Origin of the sequence: Flexivirga oryzae, from assembly GCF_014190805.1 — a bacterium.
In the GTDB taxonomy this organism is placed as follows: domain Bacteria; phylum Actinomycetota; class Actinomycetes; order Actinomycetales; family Dermatophilaceae; genus Flexivirga; species Flexivirga oryzae.
This window is the reverse complement of the sequence record NZ_JACHVQ010000002.1, coordinates 799570-816572: the sequence shown is the minus strand read 5'-3', so window position 1 is coordinate 816572 and position 17003 is coordinate 799570. Positions and strand designations below refer to the sequence as shown.

Here is a 17003-nt window from a genome sequence, read left to right as displayed (position 1 = left end):
CTGTCGACCGGCCGAGGAGACGCGATGCCCTTGCAGGACCACTACGACGTACTGGTGGTCGGTGCCGGCCTGTCCGGCATCGACGCCGGCTACCGGATCCAGACGATGTGCCCGGGAGCCGACTACGCGATCCTGGAGGCACGCGAGTCGCTGGGCGGCACCTGGGACCTGTTCCGTTATCCGGGGATCCGCTCCGACTCCGACATGTTCACCCTCGGGCTGCCGTTCGAGCCGTGGACGGGGGAGAAGTCGATCGCCGACGGCGCCGACATCCTGGCCTACCTGAAGGACACGGCCGCCAAGTACGGCATCGACAGGCGCATCGTCTACTCGACCCGAGTCACGGCGGCCGACTGGTCCAGCGCGGACGCGCGGTGGACGCTGACCGTGGACACGCCGGACGGCACCCGCCAGGTGAGCGCCGACTTCGTCTACCTGTGCTCCGGCTACTACAACTACGAGGATCCCTACCGGCCCGACATCCCGGGCCTGGACGACTTCGCCGGTCAGGTGGTGCACCCGCAGTTCTGGCCGGCCGACGGGCTCGACGTCGCCGGGCGCAACGTCACCGTCATCGGCTCGGGAGCCACCGCGATGACGCTGGTGCCGGCGCTCGCCCGGCAGGGCGCGCACGTGACGATGCTGCAGCGGTCGCCCACCTACGTGATCAGCCTGCCCGCCCACGACGCGATCGCGGACGCGGCCCGCAAGGTGCTGCCCGCGAAACAGGCCTACCACGCGATCCGGATGAAGAACGCTGTCACCTCGCTCGGCTTCTACGAGTTCTGCCGGCGGGCGCCGGGCGCGGCAACCAAGGTGCTGCGGGCCGGTGTCGCCCGGCAGCTGAAGGACGGTTCGGTCGGTATGGCGGCCTTCACGCCGCGCTACCGGCCGTGGGACCAGCGGTTGTGCGTGGTGCCGGACGCGGACCTGTTCCGGGCCATCGAGGCCCACGACGTCGACATCGTCACCGACACCATCGAGCAGGTGGACGCGACGGGGATCCGGACCTCCTCGGGCCACGACATCCCGTCCGACATCATCATCACCGCCACCGGGCTCAACCTGCTGATGGCCGGCGGCGCGACCATCCGCATCGACGGCGAGGAGTGCGACCCGGGGGAGCGGTACATCTATCGCGGGCTGATGCTCGAAGGCGTCCCGAACGCCGCGATCTGCATCGGCTACACCAACGCGTCGTGGACGCTGCGCGCCGACCTGTCGGCGAAGTACTTCTGCACCTTCGTCAACCACGTGCGGCAGCACGGCTACCTCTACGGCTACCCCACGGTCGAGGAGGCGATGCCGCCCACGCCGGCGCTGGACCTAGCCGCCGGCTACGTGCAGCGTTCGCTGGCGGCGCTGCCCAAACAGGGCGACCGCAAACCGTGGTTCCTCAAGCAGAACTACTTCGTGGACCGGCGCGACGCCAAGAAGGCGGACGTCACGGCGGACATGACGTTCGTGCGGCCGGGCGAGGTGCGTCTGCCGCAGTCCGACCTGCACACCGCCACCCCCTCTTCGCCAGTGACGGCTCCCTCGGCGAGTGACGGCGAGATTGCGCCGTCACTCGACCAGGAGACCGTCACTCGGGACACGGAGCGGGTCGGGTGAGGGTCGCGCTCGCGTCGTACCGGAGCAAGGAGCACTCCGGTGGTCAGGGCGTTTACGTGCGCAACCTGTCCCGGGAGCTCGTCGCGCTCGGGCACGACGTCGAGGTCTTCAGCGGTCAGCCCTACCCGGTGCTCGACCCGGGTGTGCGTTTCACCCCGGTGCCCAGCCTGGACCTCTACCGCGCGGACGACCCCTTCCGCCGGCCGAACCTCCACGAGTTCCGTTCTGGTGTAGATGTTTTCGAGTATGCCGCCATGTGCACGGCCGGGTTCCCGGAGCCGCGGACGTTCGGGATGCGGCTCTCCCGGCTGCTGCGTGACCGGGTCGGCGACTTCGACATCCTGCACGACAACCAGACGCTCGCGCCGGGTCTGCTGGCGCTGGAGCGACGCGGTCTGCCGCTGCTGACGACCATCCACCACCCGATCAGCCGGGACCGGCGGCTCGAACTCGACGCGGCGACCGGCTGGGCGCGGGTGTCGAAACGCCGCTGGTACGGCTTCGTGCAGATGCAGCGCCGGGTCGCCCGGCGCAGCAGTCAGGTGCTCACCGTGTCGCGGGTGTCGGCGCAGGACATCGCCGCCGACTTCGGTGTGCCGCGCGACCGGATGCGGATCGTGCCGGTCGGTGTGGACACGGTGCGTTTCCGCCCGCCGGCCACCCCGCGCGTGCCGGGCCGAATCGTGTCGATCATCAGCGCCGACGTGCCCTTGAAGGGTATGGCGGTGCTCGTCGACGCGCTCGCGGCGTTGCCGCGGGAGGCGTGGAGCGAGCTGGTGGTGGTCGGCACGCCCAGCGAAACGACCGAGAAGCAGCTGGCCGAGGCCGGCCTGGTCGACCGGGTCCGCTTCCGCAGCGGCATCAGCGACGACGAGCTCGCCGCGCTGATCGGGTCCGCCCAGCTGCAGGTGATTCCCTCGCGCTACGAAGGGTTTTCGATCCCCGCGATCGAAGCGATGGCCTGCGGCACGCCGGTGGTGGCATCGGACGTCGGTGCACTGCCGGACCTGCTCGCGGACGGTGTCGGACGGCTGGTGCCCTCCGGGGACGCCGACGCGCTGGCCGCTGCGATGGCAGCGGTGCTGAACGCACCCCGGGAAGCGGCCCGGATGGGTGCGGCAGGCCGGGCCCGGGCGGTGAGCACGTACAGTTGGGCGGCCGTGGCACGCGCGACCGCGGACGTCTACACCGAGGTGATTGCGGCCCACCCGCGGCCGTCGGCGCCCGGCGCGCTGCCGGAGCAGAAGGAGCAACAGCGATGATCACGATGGATTTCGACTCCGCCTTCCCGGTGGCGCCGGGGATGACCGTGCTCGACGTCGGTGCCGGCCAGGGCCGTCACTCGTTCGAGGCGCTGCGGCGCGGCGGCATCGTGACCGCCTTCGACCAGTCCGAGTCCGATCTGGCCGACATCAAGGTGATGTTCGGTGCCATGGAGCTCGAAGGCGAAGTGCCCGAGGGTGCGTCCGGGAGCGTCATGCACGGTGACGCGCGCTCGATGCCGTTCGACGACGAAAGCTTCGACCGCGTCATCGCCTCGGAGATCCTCGAGCACGTCCACGAGGACGAACAGGTCATGGCGGAGATCTTCCGGATCGTCAAACCCGGTGGCCTTGTTGCGGTTTCAGTGCCGCGTAGCTGGCCGGAGAAGGTCTGCTGGAAACTCTCGGACCCCTACCACGAGGTGGAGGGCGGCCACATCCGGATCTACCGTGCGTCCGAGCTGGTGGCCAAGCTCGAGAGGGCTGGGCTCGCGCCATACAAACAACATCACGCGCACGCCCTGCACAGCCCCTATTGGTGGCTGAAATGCGCTGTGGGGCCTGACAACAACGACAATCCGGCAGTCAAGGCCTATCACCGGCTGCTGGTCTGGGACATGATGAAGGCGCCGTTCGTGACCCGCGCCTCGGAGCGCGCCCTCAACCCGGTGCTCGGCAAGAGCTTCGTGGTCTACCTCCGGAAGCCGGAGGTGGCTGTATGACGGCAGAGCTCGTGCGAGGAACAGGTGCGCTCGCCGTCCCCGGTGTGCTGAGCGCCGAACAGTGCGCTGCGACAGCACAATTCGTGCTGCGGCAGCAACGATCCGACGGCTCGATCCCGTGGTATGACGGCAGCCACCTGGATCCCTGGGACCACATCGAGGCCGCGATGGGGCTGACCGTCGCCGGGCACTGGTCGGCCGCGTGGCGTGCACTGGAGTGGTCGGCCGCCACTCAGCGCAAGGACGGCTCCTGGCCGATGGTGTTGCGCGACGGCGAGGTCGAGGACGCGGGCGCGGACACCAACCAATGTGCCTATTTCGCAGTGGGTTTGTGGCACTACTACCTGGTGACCGGCCGCACCGACGGGCTGGCGAGACTGTGGCCGACGGTCGAGGCTGCGATCAATTTCGTGATCCGGGCACAACATCCGGGCGGCGAACTCGGTTGGGCCGTGGGGGAGGGCGGCGGGGTCGCCGACTTCGCGCTGCTGACCGGCAGCGCCAGTGCGCTGCAGTCCATCGAGTGCGCGTGCCACATCGCGGCGACCCTGGGCCACGACCGCCCCCGGTGGCGCTGGGCGGGCAATCGGCTGGCGGCGGCGCTGCGGGAGCGGCCCGACTCGTTCGCGGATCGGTCCCGCTTCTCGATGGACTGGTACTACCCGGTCCTCGCGGGAGTCGTGCGTGGTGCGGCCGCGCGGGCCCGGCTGGACGACGGGTGGGCGACCTACGTGAGCGCGGGGCACGGTGCGCAGTGCGTGCACGACCAGCCGTGGGTCACCTCCGCCGAATCCGCCGAGCTCGTAGCGGCGCTCGACGCCATGGGCGATGCCGACCGCGCGTTGACGGTGCTCGCGGACCTGCAGGGGCTGCGTGACGAGGAGACCGGTGGCTACTGGACGGGGCGCAACCTGCCGGACATGGTCATCTGGCCGCGCGAACAGACCTCGTGGACGGCAGCGGCGGTGCTGCTCGCGGTCGACGCGGTGACGCAGACGACCGGCGGCGCCGCGCTCTGGCGGGACGCGGGCTGGCCGGGCGACGCCGGCGCGACCGTGTCCGAGAGGCTGGTGCGGGACGAGGCGGTCGGCTGATGCCGGTGCCGGTCGAGGTTGCCGAGGTCGTCGCTGCCACAACAGGTTTCATGCCCGTCGAGGAAGGTGAGGCGCTGTACGACACGGCACTCACGGCGCGTCCGGGTACCTGGCTGGAGATCGGCACCTACTGCGGCAAGTCGACGCTGCTGCTCGGTGCCGCTGCCCGGTTCGCCGCTGCGAAGCTGGTGACCGTCGATCACCACCACGGCTCCGAGGAGAATCAGCCGGGCTGGGAGTGGCACGACACCTCCCTGGTCGACCCCCGCACCGGTCGGTTGGACACCCTGCCGCATTTCCGTCCGGTGCTGGACTCGTTGGCCGACGTCGCGTCCGCGGTGGTCGGCACCACGGAAGTGGTTGCGACGTGGTGGAATTCGTCGCTCGAGCTGCTCTTCCTGGACGGCAACCACACCGAGGAGACCGCGCAACACGACTACCGGGCGTTCGCGCAGCATCTGGTGCCGGGCGGGTTGTTGCTCGTGCACGACGTCTTCCCGGACCCCGCGGACGGTGGCCAGGCACCCTGGCACGTGGTGCAGGCCGCCGTGGCCGACGGTTTCACCGAGATCGCGCAGCACGGTTCCCTACGCGTCCTCACCGCCCCTCACTCACCGACAGGCTCAGAAAACGCAGAAGTACCGGGGTCTGGGCGCCGGGATTTCTGAGCCTGTCGATGAGTTTGTGAGCCTGTCGGCATGAGAATGGGTGGCGTGTCCGCCGGTGGTCCTGTCAGCTTCCGTGTCGGTATGGCGCGGGCCCGGGCAGGTATGGCGGCGCGCGCCCGGGCAGGTATGGCGCTGCTGCTCATCGCGGGGGTCGCGGCGTGCGGCAGTGGCGACGTCCGCAGTGCGAGCAGTGGCCGAGCGACCACGCACCGCGTCGAGCCGCTGCACACAGCTGCCCCCGGCGTGACGGCGACTGCCTCGGGAAGCACCGCCCCCGCTGCCCGCCGGAGCAGTACGACGACCGACGAGGCCCCTCCGCCATACATCGCGAAGGTCGTGTGGGTCAGCCTGCCCAGCGGCCGTAGCCTGCAGGTCTACCCGACGAGCAGCGGACGCGTGGCGACCTCGGACGGCGCCGAGCGGGTGGCGTGGCGCGAGGTCCTGCGCAAGACACCGGATGCCGGGACGCCGGGGATGCGTGCGCAGTTCGACTGCCACTGGGCCTTTGCGCGGCTGGCGGAGCCGAACAAACCCAGTTGGAACCTCGAGCCGTGGCGACCGGTGGTGTCCGCGCAGCGGATGTACGACACCCGCTGCAACCCCGGCGGCCCCGAAGTCTGACCGGTCGCGGCCGCGGTGGGTCACACCTCGGCGTCGGGGTTCTGCTCGGCCTGCGCCTGCTCGACCGCCACCTGCTCGCGGATCTCGTCCATCGGCAGCTTGCGCGTCTGGTCGATCAGGGACGACAGCTCGGGGCCGGGCAGCGCACCGGCCTGGGCGAAGACGCGGATGCCGTCGCGGAAGATCATCAGCGTCGGGATCGAGGTGATCTGCAGCGCTTGGCCCAGCGCCGGCTCGGCGTCGGTGTCCACCTTGCCGAAGACGATGTCGGGGTTCTTCTCCGAGGCGTCCTCAAAGATCGGTGCGAACATCTTGCAGGGGCCGCACCAGTCCGCCCAGAAGTCCACCAGGACGATGCCGTCGGCCTGGACCTCCTGCGCGAAGGTGTCGGTCGTGAGGGTCTTGGTTGCCATGCTTCTCGCACTCCTTGATCGGGCGGTGCCGATCGGACACCGTCGCTGGTGCCAACGAACGAGTGCCCCAGAACCTTCCGTTCGGACCGCGTGTCCACATTACGGGCAATCGTCTTGTCATACGAGATGTGACCGAACTTGTTTGGCAAAGCGGCCCGCGGCATGTTCTGCTGTGGGCATGTCTTCGCAAGCCACGTGTCTCATGCGCATCGCCGACCGGCGTCGCATGACGACGTGGCATGTCTGCCGACTTTGAGCCGACCTTCGCTCAGCTGCCGCAGACCACAGCGCCTCAGGGGGCGCGCTTCCGCCATACATCACGGAGACTTCGATGACCACTACCTCACCCGGCGTTCGGGATTTCACCAAGGACCAATTGGTCCGGATGGCGCGACTTTTCGCGCACGAGGCGGGCGTAGCCCGCACGATCGAACGCACCGGCGACGAGCGCAAGCGGCACCAGCTGACCAAGACGCCGCACCTCGAGGTGTGGGTGATGACCTGGCCGCCCGGCGCCACGACCGACTGGCACGACCACGGCAAGGCGGCCGGTGCGATGGTCGTCGTCGAGGGTGAGTTGATCGACCGGCAGTGGCGCGGCGGTTCCGAGCACTGGACCGAGCTGGGCCCCGGCGACGAGGGATCGGTGGCCGCCGGCACACCGCACAACCTCACCAACGTGGGCGACGGCTACGCGGTGACGATCCACGCCTACGCGCCCGGCCTGACCGAGATGACGCCCTACACCTGGGAGGATGGTCAGCCGGTCGCGATCGACGCGACGTCCTGACCGCTGACCGGACGGGGGCGCGCCTGCGAGGATGCGGGGATGAGCCGTATGTCGCCCGACTCCTTCCGCCGACGACTGGTCCCCATGCGGGGCCGCGACCCGGGTGAGGGCGAGCGAGCGTCCACTCCGCTGGAGTTGCTGTTCGACCTGATCTTCGTGGTCGCGGTCGGCACGTCCGCCGAACGTTTCGCGGACATGGCGGCCGAGGGGCACATCGCCAAGGGCGTCTTCGCCTTCCTCTTCGCGATGTTCGCGATCTGTGTGGCGTGGATCAGCTTCTCGTGGTTCGCGTCGTCGTTCGACACCGACGACTGGCTCTACCGAGTCCTCACCATGCTCACCATGGTCGGCGTCGTGGTCTTCGCGCTCGGACTGCGACCGATGTTCCACTCGGTCGACGAGGGCCACCACGTCGACACCCGGCTGATGGTCATCGGGTATGTCGTCATGCGCATCCCGCTGGCCGCGCAGTGGTGGCGTGCGTCGCGGCAGTCCCCGCAGTACCGGCTGGTCGCGCTGCGCAACATCCGGTGGATGCTCATCGTGCAGGCGGGCTGGGTGGTCTTCGGGTTCGTGCCGATGCCGCTGGCCGTGACGGTCGCGATCGGCGTCTTCCTCGGCGCCTGCGAACTGCTCATCCCGGTGCTGGCGCAGGGCGGCGCCAACGGCACGCCGTGGCACCCGCAGCACATCGCCGAGCGCTACAGCCTGCTGGCGATCATCACCCTGGGAGAAGGCATCGTCGGCACCATCGGCTCCTCGCAGGGCCTGCTCGGCGGGGAGACGGGCGAGAACTGGAGCTGGAACGCCATCGCGGTGGTCATCACCGGGATCGGCCTCACCTTCGGCATGTGGTGGGTCTACTTCATGATGCCGTTCGGCACCTTCCTGCAGCACCGGCCGACCTACGGGTACTTCTTCGGCTACGGCCACATCGTGGTGTTCGTCGCGATCGCCGCGACGGGCGCCGGCCTGCACATCCTGGGACTGTTCCTCGACGGTGGCTCGGAGCTGAGCGAGACGGCGGCGGCCCTTCTGCTGACGCTTCCGGTGGCGCTGTATCTCGTCGCGATTTACTCGTTGCACGACGTGCTGATCGGCCGGTTCGACCCGCTGCACCTGGCCAACATGATGGTCACCGCGCTGCTGCTGATCGCGGCGGTCGTGCTGGCCCTGGTCGGCGCGCCGATCTCGGTCAGCCTGCTGCTCACCATGGCGGCACCGTTCGTCACGATCGTCGCGTACGAGGCGGGCGCCCACCGCTGGCAGGAGGAGCAACTGCGTCGTCTCGCTGCATCACCGCGGGTCGAGTAGCCCGGAGCGTCAGCGGGTGGCGTATCGGGGCCTACTCTCTACTCATGAGTAACAACATTGATGTCACGGTTGCCGACGGCATCGCCGACGTCCGGCTGGACCGCCCCGAGAAGCTGAACGGTCTCACGCTGCCGATGTTGCGCGGCCTGGCCGATGCGGCGCACGAACTGCGCACGGACAAGTCGCTGCGCGCCGTCATACTCTCCGGAACGGGCGACTCCTTCTGCGCCGGACTCGACTTCAAGACCGTCACGGCCGACCCGAAGCAACTGCCGCTCGGCATGATCCCGCGGCCGTGGCGCGGCACCAACGTCTTCCAGGAGGCATGTTGGGCCTGGCGCCGGGTGCCGGTCCCGGTGATCGCCGCGGTGCACGGGCACTGCTACGGCGGCGGGTTGCAGATCGCGCTCGGCGCCGACCTGAGGGTGACCGCACCGGATTCGAAATGGTCTGTGCTGGAAGGAAAGTGGGGCCTGATCCCGGACATGAGCGGCGTGCAGGCGCTGTCCGAGCTGGTCGGCATCGAGACCGCCAAACGGCTCACCATGACCGCCGAGATCATCTCCGGTGAGGAGGCCGCGCGGCTGGGCCTGGTCGGTCAGCTCGCTCCCGAGCCGTATGACGCCGCACGCCTTCTCGCGCAGCAGCTGACCCGGAGGTCTCCCGATGCGCTGGTCGGCGCGAAGCGGTTGTTCGACCGCACCTGGCGGTCCTCGGCCCGCCATACCTTCTCCCGGGAGCGGTGGGAGCAGACCAAACTGCTGCTCGGCGCGAACTTCCGGATCGCGCGCACCGCAGGGCTGAAGCGGGAGGAGCCGGTCTTCCGGGCGAGGCGCTGAGGGCACGCAAATCTGACAATGAGCTGCGAGGACGCTATGCGCAGGTGGATCATTCGAAGCAGACCGGTGGCGCCCGAACTACTGGTCCTCGGAGGCGCGGCATGTACTTCAAACAGTTCCTGCACGACGAGCACGGCTGCGCGTCATACTTCATCGCCTCGCGCGAGAGCCGGGAGGCTGCGGTGGTGGATCCGCAGGTCGGCATCACCCCGTATCTCGAGCTGGCCGAAGAGCGCGGCTACCGGATCACCACGGTGATCGACACCCATCTGCACGCCGATCACGTCTCCGGCAACCGGGCACTGGCTGCGGCGACCGGTGCCGGCGTGCACCTGCACTCCTCTGCCGACGTGGATTTCGAGTTCGTCCCGCTCGACGACGGTGACGTGGTGCGGCTCGGCCGGTTGGAGTTGCGCGTGGTGCACACGCCGGGCCATCGGGTGGAGGAACTGTCGCTGCTGGTGGTCAACCCGCCGCGCAGCCCCGAGCCGTCGATGGTGCTGTCGGGCGACACTTTGTTCGTCGGGGATGTCGGTCGGCCCGACTTCGGCGGTGCCGAGGGCGCGGAACAGCAGTGGTGCAGTGTGCGCCGGCTGCTGGAGTTGCCGGACTGGGTGGAGGTCTTCCCGGCGCATTTCGAGGGCACCTGCGGCAAGGCGATGTGCGGGCGCCCAAGTACGACGATCGGTTTCGAGCGCCGTTTCAATCCGGTGCTTGCGCTCTCGCACGAGGAGTTCCTCGGGTATGCCGAGCAACCGCCCGCCCGACCACTCAACATGACCGCGATCATGGCGACGAACCAGGGGCGCGCGGACCTGCCGGAGGCGCAGGACCTCGGGGATGCGGACCCGCCCCGGTGGGACGTTCCGCAGGCGAAGCGGTTCCTCACCGGTCCCGGGTTGACCGTCGACGTGCGTGAACCCGCCGAATACGCCGGCGGACACCTGCCCGGTGCCGTGTGCGTGCCGCAGGCCGACCTCCTGGTGCGGATCGGCGAGATCCCGCACGACCACGGGGTGCTCGTGGTGTGTCAGTCGGGCGGCCGTTCGCGCGGCGCGGCCCGGTTCCTTGCCGGGCACGGGTATGACGACGTCGCCGACCTGATCGGCGGTACCACCGCATGGTGCGAAGCAGGTGAAGCGCTCGAATTCACTTAGCAGTTCAGTGATTTCGTGGTGTGAGCGCCTTGAGTGAGGGGAAGCGCTGGACTGCGTGGTGTGCCAGATCCACGTCGGATGACCACGCCTGGCAACAATCGGTCACTGCGTGTTCCAGACATGTCCAGGAGCGGTGCAGCGCGCGCTGACTTCCCAGAATGAGGTGGGTTAGCAAAGCTTCGCGTACCAAAGGATTGGATCAATGTGTCTGGAGTACGACTACATCGTCGTCGGCGCCGGCTCTGCCGGTGCGGTTCTTGCCAGCAGGTTGAGCGAGTCGCCGGACGCCCATGTGCTCTTGATCGAAGCAGGGGGAAGCCACCACCAGGGGCGCATCGAGGTCCCCGCGGCATTTCCAACCCAGTTCAACACCGACATCGACTGGGCGTACCGGTCGGAGCCGGAGCCGTACTTGAACCGGCGGCGCATTTATCACCCACGTGGCAAGGTCTTGGGCGGGTCTTCTGCGATGAACGCCATGATCTACATCCGTGGCAACCGTCACGACTACGACAGCTGGGCCACATCACCCGACATGGGTAGTTGGTCGTATGACGAGGTCCTGCCACTGTTCAAGCGGTCCGAATCCAACTCCAGCATCCGGGACAAGTACCACGGCACGGAAGGACCGTTGTCGGTGTCCGACCCGCGGTCCCCGGATGAGTTCAGAGCCTCGTTCATCGCTGCGGCGCTCAGCGTTGGCCTTCGGCAGAATGGCGACTTCAACGGCGCTCGTCAGGAAGGTGTGGGATCGTTCCAACTCACACAACGCGACGGCATGCGGCACAGCACCGCCGCTGCATTTCTCGATCCGTTGGAGAGCAGGCCGAACCTGACGATCATGACGAACACTGATGCCCACCGCGTCGTGATTCGAAACGGTCGCGCGACGGGTGTAGTGGTGGAGCACGACGGTCGGGTCGAGACCATCGGCGCCGCGTCGGAGGTGATCATCTGTTGTGGTGCGTTCAACACCCCCAAGCTGCTCATGCTCTCAGGCATCGGTCCGGAGACGCACCTGCAGGCCCTCGGCATCCCCACCGTCGTGGCGAATGACCACGTCGGTGCACATCTCATGGACCATCCCTTCTATACGGTCAACTTCGAAACCGACCGACCTGGCACGTTGTTCGATTCGGCGGACCGGACAGTCCTGAGGACCTATGCAAGGGAGCGTCGAGGCGTCCTGACTTCCAACATTGTTGAGGTCGGTGGCTTCTTCAGCACCAGGTCCGGTCCGGCACCCGATCAGCAGTTGCTTGCGGGACCAGCCTTCTTCCGCGATCACGGCCGGCGGTCTCATGACAAACCGGCCTTCATGATCGGCTCCTCGCTCGTCGGGTCGCGCAGCGAAGGTCGGGTGAGCCTGAGGGACAACGACCCGCACAGCGCACCGTCCCTGCGCTTCAACTACTTTCGGGAGTCCGCGGACATGACGTCCATGGTCGTCGCATGCCGGCTCATTCGGGAGATCGCGCACAGCCCGTCGCTGCGTGCCCTGACGACGCGGGAGCTCGATCCGCGACTTGGCCACTCCGATGCGGATCTGGCGGACGATGTCCGACGTCACGTGCAGCACACGTATCACCCCGCGTGCACTGCGCGGATGGGTGCACCGGGTGAGGGCGTGGTCTCACCCGAGCTCCGTGTGCATGGGCTGACCGCCCTTCGCATCGCGGATGCTTCGGTCTTTCCATCCATACCGCACGGAAACACGAACGCTCCGACCATCATGGTTGCGGAGAAGGCCGCGGATCTCATCAGGTCAGGGTTCTGAACCTGGGGCTTCGAGTAAGCGGGCTAGTTCAGTCGCACACGATGGAGGACGGTTTCCGAGCACCCCCGGGCCTTCTTGGGTGCGCCGTGCCCAAATGAGTAGCCGATCTTCTCGATGCCGATGGAAAGTGGCTCTTCCCAGATGAGGGTGTAGGTCGGCCGGGCGCGTCGGTCCGCAGATAGACGTCGAGGTCTCCCGACGATGGAGGTTCCTACGCCATCCATCCGAAAGACCTCGACGTGTCCGAAGCTACCCCGCCGGCCGGCTTCGGCCGCCCTGACCTGAGCGCCTTCGCGTCTCATCCCAATCGACCCTGATCGAGTCTGCTGACCCCCTCGACGAGAACGCAGCGACATCACAGCCACCCGACCCCGACCGTCCGGGAAGCCGGGACACGTCACATGGCTTGTGCTGCGGGCGTGTCGAGTGGGTCGTCCAGGGGCGACGCAGGAGCGTCGACGCGACGTGCTGAGAGGTGGTTCCAGTCGAGCACTAGGACACCGGCTACAGGCATGGCGATAGGTCAGGAACGGCGTCGCTCCCTGCGCAGGAGGGAGCGCAGAGTCTCAGCGTTCGCGTAGCCGACCCGTAGCGCGATCTCGGCGGAGGTGAGGTCCGTGGTTGCTGAGAGGTGCCGAGCTCGTTCGATGCGAAGCCGTTGGACGAAGCCGAGCGGAGTGAGGTTGAGCGCCGCACGGACTCGTCGTTCGAGGGTGCGCCGGCTGGTGCCGAGCGACTGCGCGACGAAGGCGACGTTGAACGGTTCGTCCAGGCGGGCGCGCACGAAGCGTTCGAACTCGACGACGATCGGGTCCTCGTGCCGGAGATGTTCGTAGGCGACGAAGGCCGCCTGCGACGGACGCTCGTCGATGATGAGGAGCTTGGCGACATGTTGGGCCAGGTCGGGGCTGATCGATCGCACGAGTGAGAGCGCGAGGTCGATGTGGGCGAACGCGGCGCCGGCGGTGACGAGGTTCCCGTCGACCACGACCATGGTGTCGAGATCGAGGGCGACGGTCGGATAGCGCTTCAGGAACTCCGGCCCCAGGAACCAGCTGGTCGTCGCCCGCCGATGATGCATCCGTCCGGTCTCGGCGACAGCGAACACGCCGGTGCACGCCGCGGCGATCCGGGTGGTCGCCTCGTCGAGGCGCCCGAGCGAGGCGATGACCGAACGAGCATCTCGGCTCTGGAGGACGTCGTTGGTAGCGGCGGCCGTAAGGGTTCCAAGCGCAGGCACGACGACCACGTCGAACTCTGCCGACTCCGACAGCGGGTGGTCCACCGACAGGGTCATCGATGCCGTCGTGGTCACTCTCCGTTTCGGTCCGAGGATGGCGAGTTCGATCGGGCCGATCCGCGGGTCGACATCGCCGCGGGCTCCGTCGGCCACCCGCACGATGTCGATGACCGACGCGACAGCCGAACCGAAGCAGCCGTCGATCGCGATCAGTCCGATACGCATGGCGTGAACAATAGCAATACTGCCGTATACGCCACTTCTCACATGCCCTTGCTCGTCATACGCTGAACTCGCTTCACCAAGAAACCTCGACACCTAGGGCCTGTTACGAAAGTCGTCGGAGCCAGTGATCGATGACGGTGACGCGGACGGTGGCGGCGTAGCGGACGGCGAGTTTGTCGTATCGAGTGGCGAATGCCCGATGGTGCTTGAGGATGTTGATGCCGCACTCGACGGCGTGGCGGTCTTTGTACTTGGCCTTGTCGAATGCCGGTGGTCTGCCGCCGCGGGCTCCTTTGCGGCGCCGGTGGCCGGCTTGATCACCGGGCACCGGGATGGTGGCTCGGATGTGATGGCTGGTCAGCCAGGACCGGTTGGCACGGGAGGAGTACGCCTTGTCGGCCAGTACCCAGTCGGGGCGGGTCCGCGGGCGCCCGCACCCGGGCCGGGGTACCCGGATCTGGTTCAGCACGGTGATCATCTGCGGACTGTCCCCGTGTTGGCCGGGAGTCAGCACGAACGCCATCACGCCACGATGCCGATCGATCGCCACGTGCGTCTTGGTCGACCAGCCTCCCCGGGACGTGCCCAAACAGTGGTGATCCGGTTCTCCCGCAACACGTTGCGGGCTGTCTCGGCGGGCGCCGGCGGCATGCACGTGCGCCCGAGCAGTGGTGGAGTCCACACTGACCTGCCAGGACAGCTTGTTGGCCTGCTCGGCTTGCTGCAACAGCGCGGTCTCGATGCGTTCCCACACGCCCAGCAGTTGCCAGCACGCGAACAGTGCGTAGACCCGCCACCACGGCCCGTACGAATCGGGCACGTCTCGCCAGGGACAGCCGACCCGAGTTCGGTACCGAACGCCGTCCACCAGTGCTCGCAGCGGATACGCGCGTGGGCGACCTCGACGGGGCGCTGCCGGTAACAGCGGCTGCAGCACCTGCCACTGCGCATTGGTCAGGTCATGACGTGCTGTCGCGCTTATGGTGGACACGAGGCCTCCCGCAGTGACGGATTTGCTTTGACACCAACTGCGTTACTCGGGAGGCCTCACCTCATGTGTGAGGACACGCCGACACCACACCAACCACTTTCGTAACAGGCCCTAGGAGAACCCCTCATGTCCACACCCGCATCACTTCCGTATGCCTTCGTCGCCAAGATCGTCGCGGCCGATGGACAGCACGACGCGCTCGCCGATCTGCTCGCCGGCGCTGTCGCACTCGCCAACGAAGAAGAAGGAACGATTGTCTGGTTCGCGGTCAGGACCCACGCCGACACCTTCTGGATCTTCGATGCATTCCCCGACGAGGCCGCTCGCGACGCCCACGCCAACGGCGCCATCGTCGCAGCCCTGACGGCCAACCAGCACCTCCTCGGCGCAGCACCCGAGATCCTGGCGGCCGACGTCCTCGCTTCCAAGCTCCCGTAGTCCGCCAACGCACGAGACGATCGCGCCCCGCCGAGCCGTCGCCAGGTCGCGACGCAACGCCACGCTGCGTTGCCGAGCGGTGCGAGGCCTATCGGCACACGGACAGGATGCCGGCCGCGAGCCGCCTGTCGGAATCGAACCGACGACCTAATCACGTCGGCTTTGCGTCTATCGCTTGATGCGCCCACTGGGCGAACGAGCCGCTGACCTGCGTAAACGCCGAGCGTGGAGGACGCCGCCATCCGGTGGTGACCGACGACGACCGACCAGTACCGACCGTTTCACCGGAGCTTGCGGCGGCGTCGGAGCCGAGCAAGCTCCATTCTTTTAGCTCACCGCGCCCTCCTCCTCGCCGGTCCCGTCGTCGTCGAAGACGTTTCAGGGGTCTTCCCAGATGACGGTGTAGGTCGGCCGGGCGCGTCGGTCCGCAGATAGACGTCGAGGTCTCCCGACGACGGAGGTTCCTACGCCATCCATCCGAAAGACCTCGACGTGTCCGACGCTACCCCGCCGGCCGGCTTCGGCCGCCCTGACCTGACCGCCTTCGCTCGACTCGACGGCCTCGGTCTGAGCGTGACCGGGCAACGACTTGAGCCGGATCGTGCGGTCCTCGCGTGCCGCGTGGTGGAACCAGATCAGTGGTGCCGACGGTGCGGCAGCGAAGGCGCTGCTCGTGACACCGTGATCCGGCGGTTGGCCCACGAGCCGCTGGGCTGGCGACCGACCGTGCTGGAAGTTGTAGTGCGCCGCTACCGCTGTGCCGACTGCGGACACGTGTGGCGCCAAGACACCAGCGCCGCGGCGGAGCCACGCGCGAAGCTCTCGCGCACCGGGCTGCGGTGGGCGCTGGAAGGGATCGTGGTCGCACACCTCACCGTCGTCCGTGTCGCCGAGGGACTCGGGGTCGCGTGGGACACCGCCAACAACGCGGTCCTGGCTGAAGGCAAGCGGCTGCTGATCAACGACCCCACGCGGTTCGAGGGCGTGAAGGTCATTGGCGTCGATGAGCACGTCTGGCGCCACACCAGGCGTGGCGACAAGTACGTCACCGTGATCATCGACCTCACCCCGGTCCGCGATGGCGCCGGCCCAGCAAGGCTGCTGGACATGGTCGAGGGCCGGTCGAAGGCGGCGTTCAAGGCCTGGCTCGCCGACCGCGACGACGCCTTCCGTGACGCGGTCGAGGTGGTCGCGATGGACGGCTTCACCGGGTTCAAGACCGCCGCTGCAGAGGAGATCCCGGACGCGGTCACGGTGATGGATCCCTTCCACGTCGTGCGCCTGGCCGGTGACGCCCTCGACAGGTGCCGGCGCCGGGTCCAACTCGCGATCCACGGGCACCGTGGGTTCAGGGACGACCCGCTCTACAAGTCGCGGCGCACGCTGCACACCGGCGCGGACCTGCTCACCGACAAGCAGAGCGACAGGCTACGCGCGCTGTTCGTTGATGACGCTCACGTCGAGGTCGAGGCGACCTGGGGTGTCTACCAGGACATGGTCGCCGCCTACCGTGACCCGGACCGCGCCGCCGGCCGCAAAGCTCTACGCGTCCTGATCGCCAAGATCAGCGCCGGGGTCCCAGCCGAACTGGCCGAGATCGTCACCCTCGGGCGAACGCTCAAACGCCGCGCCGCCGACATCCTGGCTTACTTTGATCGGCCCGGCACCAGCAACGGGCCGACCGAGGCGCTCAACGGACGCCTGGAACACCTGCGCGGATCCGCCCTCGGGTTCCGCAACCTGACCAACTACATCGCTTATGCGGAATTCCGCATAAGCGATGGTATGTCGACCTCGGGGTTATGTTGACTGGCTCGGTCGATGCCCTGCTCCGGAGG

The 17003-nt window shown here is 67.7% G+C and carries 16 protein-coding genes; 13 read left to right on the top strand and 3 right to left on the bottom strand.

The window, feature by feature from the left end; genetic code table 11:
* The first annotated feature begins 24 nt into the window (after positions 1-24).
* Genes FHU39_RS16890 through FHU39_RS16865 form a run of 6 tightly spaced genes read left to right on the top strand, consistent with a single transcriptional unit; the run spans position 25 to position 5981 of the window.
* Positions 25-1614, top strand: coding sequence for a flavin-containing monooxygenase (locus FHU39_RS16890; RefSeq protein WP_183321711.1), 1590 nt, complete (start codon positions 25-27; stop codon positions 1612-1614).
* The gene (locus FHU39_RS25040) at positions 1611-2876 is read left to right on the top strand and encodes a glycosyltransferase (protein WP_183321710.1); all 1266 of its coding nucleotides are present in this window, start codon (positions 1611-1613) and stop codon (positions 2874-2876) included. The genes FHU39_RS16890 and FHU39_RS25040 overlap by 4 nt, the downstream gene beginning before the upstream one ends.
* The gene (locus FHU39_RS16880; RefSeq protein ID WP_183321709.1) at positions 2873-3598 is read left to right on the top strand and encodes a class I SAM-dependent methyltransferase; all 726 of its coding nucleotides are present in this window, start codon (positions 2873-2875) and stop codon (positions 3596-3598) included. Before FHU39_RS25040 ends, FHU39_RS16880 begins: the two co-directional genes overlap by 4 nt.
* Complete coding sequence (locus tag FHU39_RS16875) at positions 3595-4692, top strand: glucosidase family protein (protein WP_183321708.1); 1098 nt, start codon at positions 3595-3597, stop codon at positions 4690-4692. Before FHU39_RS16880 ends, FHU39_RS16875 begins: the two co-directional genes overlap by 4 nt.
* A complete protein-coding gene (locus FHU39_RS16870) occupies positions 4692-5360 on the top strand; it encodes a class I SAM-dependent methyltransferase (protein ID WP_221185577.1) in 669 nt (222 codons plus the stop codon). Before FHU39_RS16875 ends, FHU39_RS16870 begins: the two co-directional genes overlap by 1 nt.
* A gap of 30 nt (positions 5361-5390) precedes the next feature.
* Positions 5391-5981 carry a DUF2599 domain-containing protein gene (locus tag FHU39_RS16865; protein ID WP_221185576.1) on the top strand — a complete coding sequence of 197 codons (591 nt, stop codon included), beginning with the start codon at positions 5391-5393 and terminating at the stop codon, positions 5979-5981.
* 20 nt (positions 5982-6001) lie between these two features.
* On the opposite strand, the gene trxA is transcribed toward FHU39_RS16865, so the two are convergent.
* Positions 6002-6394 carry a thioredoxin gene (trxA, locus tag FHU39_RS16860; protein ID WP_183321707.1) on the bottom strand — a complete coding sequence of 131 codons (393 nt, stop codon included), beginning with the start codon at positions 6392-6394 and terminating at the stop codon, positions 6002-6004.
* A gap of 331 nt (positions 6395-6725) precedes the next feature.
* Here trxA and FHU39_RS16855 point away from each other — a divergent pair, with 331 nt between their 5' ends.
* From FHU39_RS16855 to FHU39_RS16835, 5 genes are all read left to right on the top strand, one after another.
* Complete coding sequence (locus tag FHU39_RS16855) at positions 6726-7184, top strand: cysteine dioxygenase (protein WP_183321706.1); 459 nt, start codon at positions 6726-6728, stop codon at positions 7182-7184.
* Between the two features lie 39 nt (positions 7185-7223).
* Positions 7224-8498, top strand: coding sequence for a low temperature requirement protein A (locus FHU39_RS16850; protein ID WP_221185575.1), 1275 nt, complete (start codon positions 7224-7226; stop codon positions 8496-8498).
* A 44-nt stretch (positions 8499-8542) separates the two neighbouring features.
* The gene (locus FHU39_RS16845; RefSeq protein ID WP_183321705.1) at positions 8543-9337 is read left to right on the top strand and encodes a crotonase/enoyl-CoA hydratase family protein; all 795 of its coding nucleotides are present in this window, start codon (positions 8543-8545) and stop codon (positions 9335-9337) included.
* Between the two features lie 101 nt (positions 9338-9438).
* Complete coding sequence (locus FHU39_RS16840) at positions 9439-10494, top strand: MBL fold metallo-hydrolase (protein ID WP_183321704.1); 1056 nt, start codon at positions 9439-9441, stop codon at positions 10492-10494.
* Positions 10495-10696: 202 nt separating this feature from the next.
* Complete coding sequence (locus FHU39_RS16835; protein ID WP_183321703.1) at positions 10697-12271, top strand: GMC family oxidoreductase; 1575 nt, start codon at positions 10697-10699, stop codon at positions 12269-12271.
* Between the two features lie 523 nt (positions 12272-12794).
* Here the strand turns inward: FHU39_RS16835 and FHU39_RS16830 are convergent.
* Together FHU39_RS16830 and FHU39_RS16825 are read right to left on the bottom strand one after the other, a co-directional pair.
* Entirely contained in the window at positions 12795-13736 is a 942-nt protein-coding gene (locus FHU39_RS16830; protein WP_183319352.1) for a GlxA family transcriptional regulator, read from the bottom strand.
* 103 nt (positions 13737-13839) lie between these two features.
* A complete protein-coding gene (locus tag FHU39_RS16825) occupies positions 13840-14727 on the bottom strand; it encodes an IS5 family transposase (RefSeq protein ID WP_183321702.1) in 888 nt (295 codons plus the stop codon).
* Between the two features lie 126 nt (positions 14728-14853).
* Here FHU39_RS16825 and FHU39_RS16820 point away from each other — a divergent pair, with 126 nt between their 5' ends.
* On the top strand, positions 14854-15165 hold the full coding sequence (locus FHU39_RS16820; protein WP_183319351.1) for a putative quinol monooxygenase: 312 nt from the start codon (positions 14854-14856) through the stop codon (positions 15163-15165).
* A gap of 492 nt (positions 15166-15657) precedes the next feature.
* A complete protein-coding gene (locus FHU39_RS16815; RefSeq protein WP_183321701.1) occupies positions 15658-16974 on the top strand; it encodes an ISL3 family transposase in 1317 nt (438 codons plus the stop codon).
* Positions 16975-17003 lie beyond the last annotated feature (29 nt).